The 7,625-nt window shown below is 37.3% G+C and carries 1 protein-coding gene and 1 pseudogene; both read left to right on the top strand.

Annotation, left to right across the window (positions count from 1 at the left end; all coding sequences use genetic code 11):
- Positions 1–1,241 (top strand): annotated as a pseudogene (locus WFZ86_RS19865) (PorP/SprF family type IX secretion system membrane protein); the annotation flags it as partial.
- Between the two features lie 167 nt (positions 1,242–1,408).
- Positions 1,409–7,625: SprB repeat-containing protein (locus WFZ86_RS19860; protein ID WP_342693571.1), on the top strand; the 6,217-nt coding region annotated here is incomplete at its 3' end.

The following is a 7,625-nucleotide window of genomic DNA, read 5'->3' as shown; positions in this document are numbered from 1 at the left end:
GTCAAGAGAAATTAGCAGCAGATGCTAAGGCAAAAGCAGATGCACAAGCAGCACAAAAAGCAGCAGCTGAAGCGAAAGCTAAAGCCGATGCAGAAGCAGAGCGTGTTCGTCAAGAGAAATTAGCAGCAGATGCTAAGGCAAAAGCAGATGCACAAGCAGCACAAAAAGCAGCAGCTGAAGCGAAAGCTAAAGCCGATGCAGAAGCAGAGCGTGTTCGTCAAGAGAAATTAGCAGCTGAAGCTAAAGCTAAAGCCGATGCAGAAGCAGAACGTTTACGTCAAGAGAAATTAGCAGCGGATGCTAAGGCTAAAGCAGATGCCGAAGCAGAAAAAATACGTTTGGCTAAATTAGCCGCAACCGCTCCAGTAGTAAAAGACGCGGGTGCCAAAGCAATAGATGATTTAGCGAAACAGGCTGAGGAGTCTAGTAAAATGCAACAATCGTTAATTGCACAGTTGGATCAAAAAGTAGCCAACAAAGCGAAAGAGTTGCGAGACATGAAGGAAGAAAATGATTTGAGTGAACAAGGAATTGTAAGAGAGCCACAAGAAATTAAGAGTACTTCAAATGATAATGCGGCTATCGAATCATTGAAATCTCAAATTGCGGCTTTGAATAAAATGCAAGAGGATAACATCACTAAGATTAAAAATTTGTATGATGATCGTATCAGAAAAGGAGCTAGTGCTACCGATGCCTTGAGTTTGAGTTATTTAAAATCTATTGATCAATTAAAAGCGGAACAAGCAGCTAGCGTTCAAAAAAACAGCAAATTGGTTCAAACTTTAGAAAACATTAAGGTGGCTGTAGAGATTGAGAAAAAACGTAGAATCAAACGTGCTAATTCGTTGAATGATACCGACCGATTGGCGCAAGATCAAGCGACATTGAAACGTATTAAAGAGACAACCAAAGTAAGTGCCACACCGCTGAAAGAAAGTGATTTTGATTATGGAGAAGAGCAGTCTAATATGCAAATTATGAAACGTGTGTCTAATACACCAGGTGGGTATTACATGATTATGGCGGTACATAAAGATATTGCCAAACGTGATGCCTTCTTGACTAAAGCAGTGGCTTCTGGAATGAAGAATGTAGCGTTCTATTATGATGCTAATACTAGTAGCTATTATATTTACAATGCTATGTTTGATAATTTACAAGAAGCCCAACAAGAAATGAAAGCGAAGGCCAATAATCCATCCACTAGTAAAATGGTGATTATAAAAGTTGAGAATTAATAAAACAGTATGAGATTGGGATCTCCTAACTATAGAATTTATTCGAATTTTGAAATACAGTGAAGTAAAAATTTAATATTTGGAACAAAATTATAAATAGTCTTTTCTTTAACGCCGATTTCTGCCCCAATGAATCGGCGTGAGGATTTTAATAAAATGCCAAAACCATGAAAAAACCTACTATTTTACAGCTGCTATTTTTGGAGTGCTCTATGCACATTTCCAAAAATGTATCCTTGTTGTTTAAGACCAATGCGCTAGCAATTCCTTCTACTCAGCAGTCTAAAAAAAGATTCCTTTCATACGCTATGGCTATGATAGGGATTTTGCTTTTTATTACACAAGGGTCTTATGGACAGGTTGGAAGAACATTTTCTCCAAGATTACCAGGTGGTAATATGAGAATTAAAGGAGACGTGGTTTTTGTAGGGAATAGTATCTTGAGTGCTACGACCTATCCGGATATAAGAAATGGTGTACCAGATCCAAGAAATGTGAACCCTACATTTAGCGCTGCTGATCCAAATGGAATACCTACTAATTTAGCAGCTTTAACTGCTGAGGCTAACAAAAATTTTGATATTCTTGTCAATAATAATGGATTGAATCAAGAGTATGTAGATATTGATTCTGATCCGAATACGTTTTCTTCAAGTCGTGCTGATTTGAATATTAATCAATCTTGTAAAAGAATAGTATATGCGGGTTTATATTGGACGGCTATTTACCCTTATGAGAGGAGTACAAACTCTGGTTCTAATACACAAGGAACGGCCAGAAGAAATGATTGGAATCAGATCAAGTTTAAGCTACCAGGTGCCACTAATTATATTGATATTGTTGCTGATAATAATCCAGATCCAGTAGGTGATGAGGACGATATTATTTATGATTCCAACAGTGCAGTAACTAAACTGCCAAACACTCCTTATGCTTGTTACAAAAATGTAACTAAGATGATTCAAGATTTGGCCGAACCCAATGGACAGTATTTTGTTGCTAATGTTAGAGCAGCTAAAGGTAAAAAGAGTACTGGTTCTATGGCAGGTTGGACGCTAGTTATTATATATGAAAGCCCCGATTTGCCAAGTCGATATATTTCTACTTTTGATGGTTTTGTAGGAATAACATCCACACTTGGAAATATAGATTTTACGGTTAATGGTTTTAGAACCCTTCCTGCTCCTTTACCAGTAAGAGCTACAATAGGTGTTGCCGCTCAAGAAGGAGAAGCAAGATTATATGGTGACGATTTGTTAATCAGAGCAAATTCAAGACCTACTTTTACATTTGTTAATAATAGTCTTAACCCTCTGAACAATGTTTTTAACTCCAGTATTACGGTTCCTACAACAACCCCCCCTTTTTCTGCCAATGTAAATACAAGGGTTCCTAATAGTTTGAATACACTAGGGTTTGATATGGATTTGATCAATGTCGATAACCCGAATAATGCAGTAATTCCTAATGGTGAAGTAGGTGCTAGATTTCGTTTAACCTCTACATCAGACACCTATGCAGCTTATCTTACTACTTTCGCAGTGGACATCATTGAGCCTAAGATTGTGTTGACAAAAGTGGTTAAAAATACTGCGGGTGTTGATATTGGTAATCAAAACGTAACACTTGGTGATTATTTAAATTATGAAATTGGATTTAGAAATGTTGGGAATGATGATGCTGATCAGTTTACTATTAAAGACATTTTGCCTATTAATATACTTTTTGATGAAAATTCAATTGTTATTCCAAATAATTCAGGAATTACACACGATTATGATCAAGCTACTCGAACTTTAATTTTCACAATTCCTAGAGATTTAGTAAGAATAAATGGGAATCAATGGTTTATCAAGTTTGGAGTACAAGTCGTTCCGAATTGTAATGATTTAAGTGATGCTTGTTCGGATAGAGTTCAGAATCAAGCATTTGCAACCTATAGGGGTGTCACAAATCCTTCTGTTATAACTGATGATCCTAGTATTTCTGGCTTTGGAAATTGTAATTTGGCAGTAGCATCCCCTACGAACTTCCTTGTGGGTGTAGATGGTTGTAAATACTCTAAAAAGTACCAATTATGCGGTTCCAGCGTAGCTATTTCGGCTGCCAATGGATATAATACATACGAGTGGTCGTTAAGCCCATTTGTTAATGGCGTTGCAACAGGACCAATTATTGGAACTACTCGAACCATAACAGTTACTAGCGTCGGGACTTATTATGTAAGAAATACAGCTCTTGCACCTTGTATCTCAATAGATGAAACCATTACAGTAGAACCTTTTGGAGCGACAGTAGTAAATCCTGTTAGAATTCCAACAGCTGATGAAATTGTAATTTGTCCAAATAACAATAAACCATTACCCAATATTTATTTGTGTGGTGCTAATCGTTTTATACAAACTGGAATTTCAGACACTGCAGATATCATTTGGGAAAGAAGTAGTTGTCCTTTAGTTCCTAATACAGTTTGTGCGGATGAATCAAATGCTTGTACATGGACACAGGTCGCTACAGGACCGAATTATAATGTGGGTGATCAAGGTCAGTATAGAATCACATTACGTTATACTAATGGTTGTTTTAATCGTTACTTTTTTAACGTGTATCAAAACGATCTAAAACCAACCGCAACATCAAGAGATATAATTTGTACCACTAATGGAGAAATTGTGGTAGGTACGCCTGCAGTTGGTAGCGGATATGAGTATAGTTTGGATGGCATCACTTACCAATCGAGCAACATACTACCTATAACCACTCCAAATATTTATACGGTTTATATTCGTGCGACTAGCAATTTAGCCAATCCATGTGTGTTTCCTATTCCTGGTATTCAAATTAGACAACGAGACTTTACGGTAACTACTACAGTAAACAATCCTTTGTGTAACGGTGGTAAAGGTTCTGTTAAACTAGCTGCCAATGATGTAAGAGCTCAATACTTTTTTGAAATTTTTAATGCATCAGGAGTATCTGTTAGTAAAGTAGGGCCTATTGTTTCAAACGATTATACTTTCAATAATTTAAATCCAGGGAGATATACTGTTAATGTGAAAACAGATGACTTCTGTGATTACACAGGTATAGTTACTTTAATTGAACCTGATGTGTTGACAGCTACGGCAGCAATTACCAAAGCGCTGACTTGTGAGAATGGAGAAATTACTGTAACTCCAACAGGAGGTACAGGACCTTTTACTTATTTTGTAAATAGTACTACTGATTTTCAAGGTTCGCCAATAATAGACGTATCAACTTCTGGAACCTATAATATAAGAGTTGTTGATTTTAACAACTGCGAATTTACTTTGGCTCCTATTACTATCAATGCTACTCCTAAACCAGTATTTACAGTGAACAAAACAGATGTTCTATGTTATGGTGCTAATACAGGTGAAATTAGGTTTAACGTGACCAATGCCAATGGTTATACCTTGGCTTATAGTATAGACAATGGAACTACTTATGTTGCTAATGGCACTTTTTCTAATTTGGCACCAGGCTCCTATACGCCTATTTTACGTTATTCATTGAACGGTGTAGATTGTTTCGATCCTCAAACAGCTATTACAATTACACAACCAGCTACTGCCTTAACGGCTTCAGCTGGGGTATCGGAATTGGCTGGATGTGGTCCGGCACGTGAAGGAAAAGTACGTATTACTAATCCACAAGGAGGCGTACCTCCTTATGAATACAGTTTCGACAATCAGGCAACTTGGGTAACTGTTAATGATGCCTACAAGGCTCCGGGTTCGTATACTTTATACATAAGAGATGCTAATCAGTGTGTTTTTAGTGCGCCCGTAACCGTAGATCCTGAACCAGCAGAGCCAGTAATCAACGCTACCCCACAAATTGATTTTAATTGTGATGGTACTGCTACTAGTACGGTTACAGTAGCTAATCCAGGAGGTATATCCTACACTTATGATTATTATTTGGATGGTGCAATAAATACTAATGTTCCAAGTAATGTTTTTTTAAATGTAACTCCTGGAACTCATGCTATAAAAGTTGAATATAAATTAAATACAGTCACTACTTTTAGTAATTTGCTATTTGAAGATTTTGGTAGAGGTGAAGATACTAGATCACCAGGTATTAATTCGGCGTACTGTTGGGAAATACAAGATAGTGTTGGTGATTGTATTCGTACTCCTGCCGATTGGCATCCATGGCTAATGAATGATGGGGATTATGTGGTTACTAAAGCTTTACATCCTGATCACTTTAATGACTTTAATTGGTTTTTACCTTCGGATCATACCAAAGTACTAAACAATACTCCTGCTATTACAGATGGTAGATTCTTAGCTGTAAATATTGGTTCAACGATTCCTGTAGGAGCTATTCTATACAGTAAAACGATTAATGATATTATTCCAAATCAGCCAATAAACGTATCCTTGTATATGTTTAATTTGTTGAAGAGAACAAATAATTTACCTTCACCTCAATTAACGGTTCGTTTAACCAGAGGAGGTTCAGTAATTGCTACACAAGTTATGCCAAGTATTCCAAGAGATGAAGTATGGCATTCCACTACTGATTTAGCTGGAGGTACTGTTTTAACATTGAATCCTGGAAACAATACGTCACTAGAATTTGAAATTATATCCAATAGTACGGTTGTCAATGGGAATGATTTAGCGATTGATGATATTAGTGTATACCAATTGCCAAAAACTTGTCTTTCTTCTAAAGATTTTACAATAGTAGTACCAACGGGTAGAGCTTTTAATGCACAAATTGCGGGAACTAAAAATGTAACTTGTAGTGGATTATCAAATGGTGAAATCACCATTTCAGCTGAAAACTATGATTCAACAGGTTTTCAATACTCAACTAACAATGGAGCAACTTGGACAACGTCTACTACTTCTCCTGTAACAGTTACTAATTTGGCAGGAGCCTTGTATAAAGTAATTGTACGCCCTGTGGGTTCTTCAGTGGCGGCTTGCGCTAAACCGTTTGATGTAACGATTAATACACCAACAGCTGTAACATTAAGCGCTTCGGTTACTCAACTAGCTACTTGTACTACTGGAGCTACCATTACGGCTATTGGCGGTGGTGGAACTCCGACTTATGAATATGAATTACGTCAGTCGAATGGAACCACAGTAGTTACGGCTTTTAGTAATAATGGAGGGGTATTTATCAATGTACCTGTGGGTAATTATACTGTTTTTGTTCGTGATGCTAACGGATGTACGAACCCGACAGGAGTTGGTGTAAATGTAAGCTCTCCACCAACTTTATCTGCCACATTAGCTGCTACTACAGATTATTGCTATACTACTGCCAACCCTGCTACTTTAGATGTAACGGTTACAGGTGGTGTAGGACCCTTTACCTATAAATTAAATACTAATGCAGCGGTTAGCTCAGCATCAACGAGCTACTCTTTTGCGAATGTGGCGCCAGGTACTCACACTATAGTAGTAACTGATAGCAACAATTGTACGACCACTATTTCTAATATTGTAATCGCACCACAAATAGGGTTAACAGTTTCTTTAATTAATGATTTAACTTGTTTAGTCAATGCCTCTATCGGAAACCCCATGGTTTCAGACGGTAACGGAACCCCTTATAGTTATACTGTTTCTTATAATGGAGGTGCTGCAACTGCTGTAACTTCATTTCCATATACGGCAACTCAAGCAGGAACTTACGTGTTTACCGTAAGCGATAGCAGAGGTTGTCCTGCAACTAGTAATACCATTACAGTAACAGACAAAACCATACCAACGATTTCCACAAACAAAACAGATATTACATGTAACAATGCCAATGATGGAACGATTACTGTAACTGCTGCCAGTGGATTTACGAGTGCGTATACGTATGCTATTAAACTAAATTCTGCTGCTACCTATACTACGCAAACCACCAATCAATTTACGGGTTTGATTGCAGGGACTTATAATGTAAAAGTAATTGATAGCAAAGGCTGTGAATCGGCAGTAAGTAATGTGACTATTAATAATCCAGCTCCTATTGCTGTCAATGCAACACTAACGACTCCTTTTAGCTGTAGTCCTACCAATACCAAACAAGCCGCTTTAATAACAGTTACTCCAACAGGAGGAACAGGAGGTTATACTTATAGTTATAATAATGGGACTTCTTTTGGACCCAATAATACTTTGACAGTAAATGATAATGGATTAACACAAAACATTAATATCATTGTTAGAGATGGTAATGGTTGTTCATCACCTGTTCAAGTAGTTACTTTAGCTCCGTTAAACCCACCAACGGATTTATCTTTTGCTAATGCTTCGGTGACTTGTACATCCCCTACGACTTCAGTGACATTAACTGCTACTAATGGAGTAGGAGCTTTACAGTATGAAACTATTGCACCATCGG

This window comes from Flavobacterium polysaccharolyticum (genome assembly GCF_038739875.1).
In the GTDB taxonomy this organism is placed as follows: Bacteria; Bacteroidota; Bacteroidia; order Flavobacteriales; family Flavobacteriaceae; genus Flavobacterium; species Flavobacterium polysaccharolyticum.
This window is presented reverse-complemented; position numbering and strand designations above follow the sequence as displayed.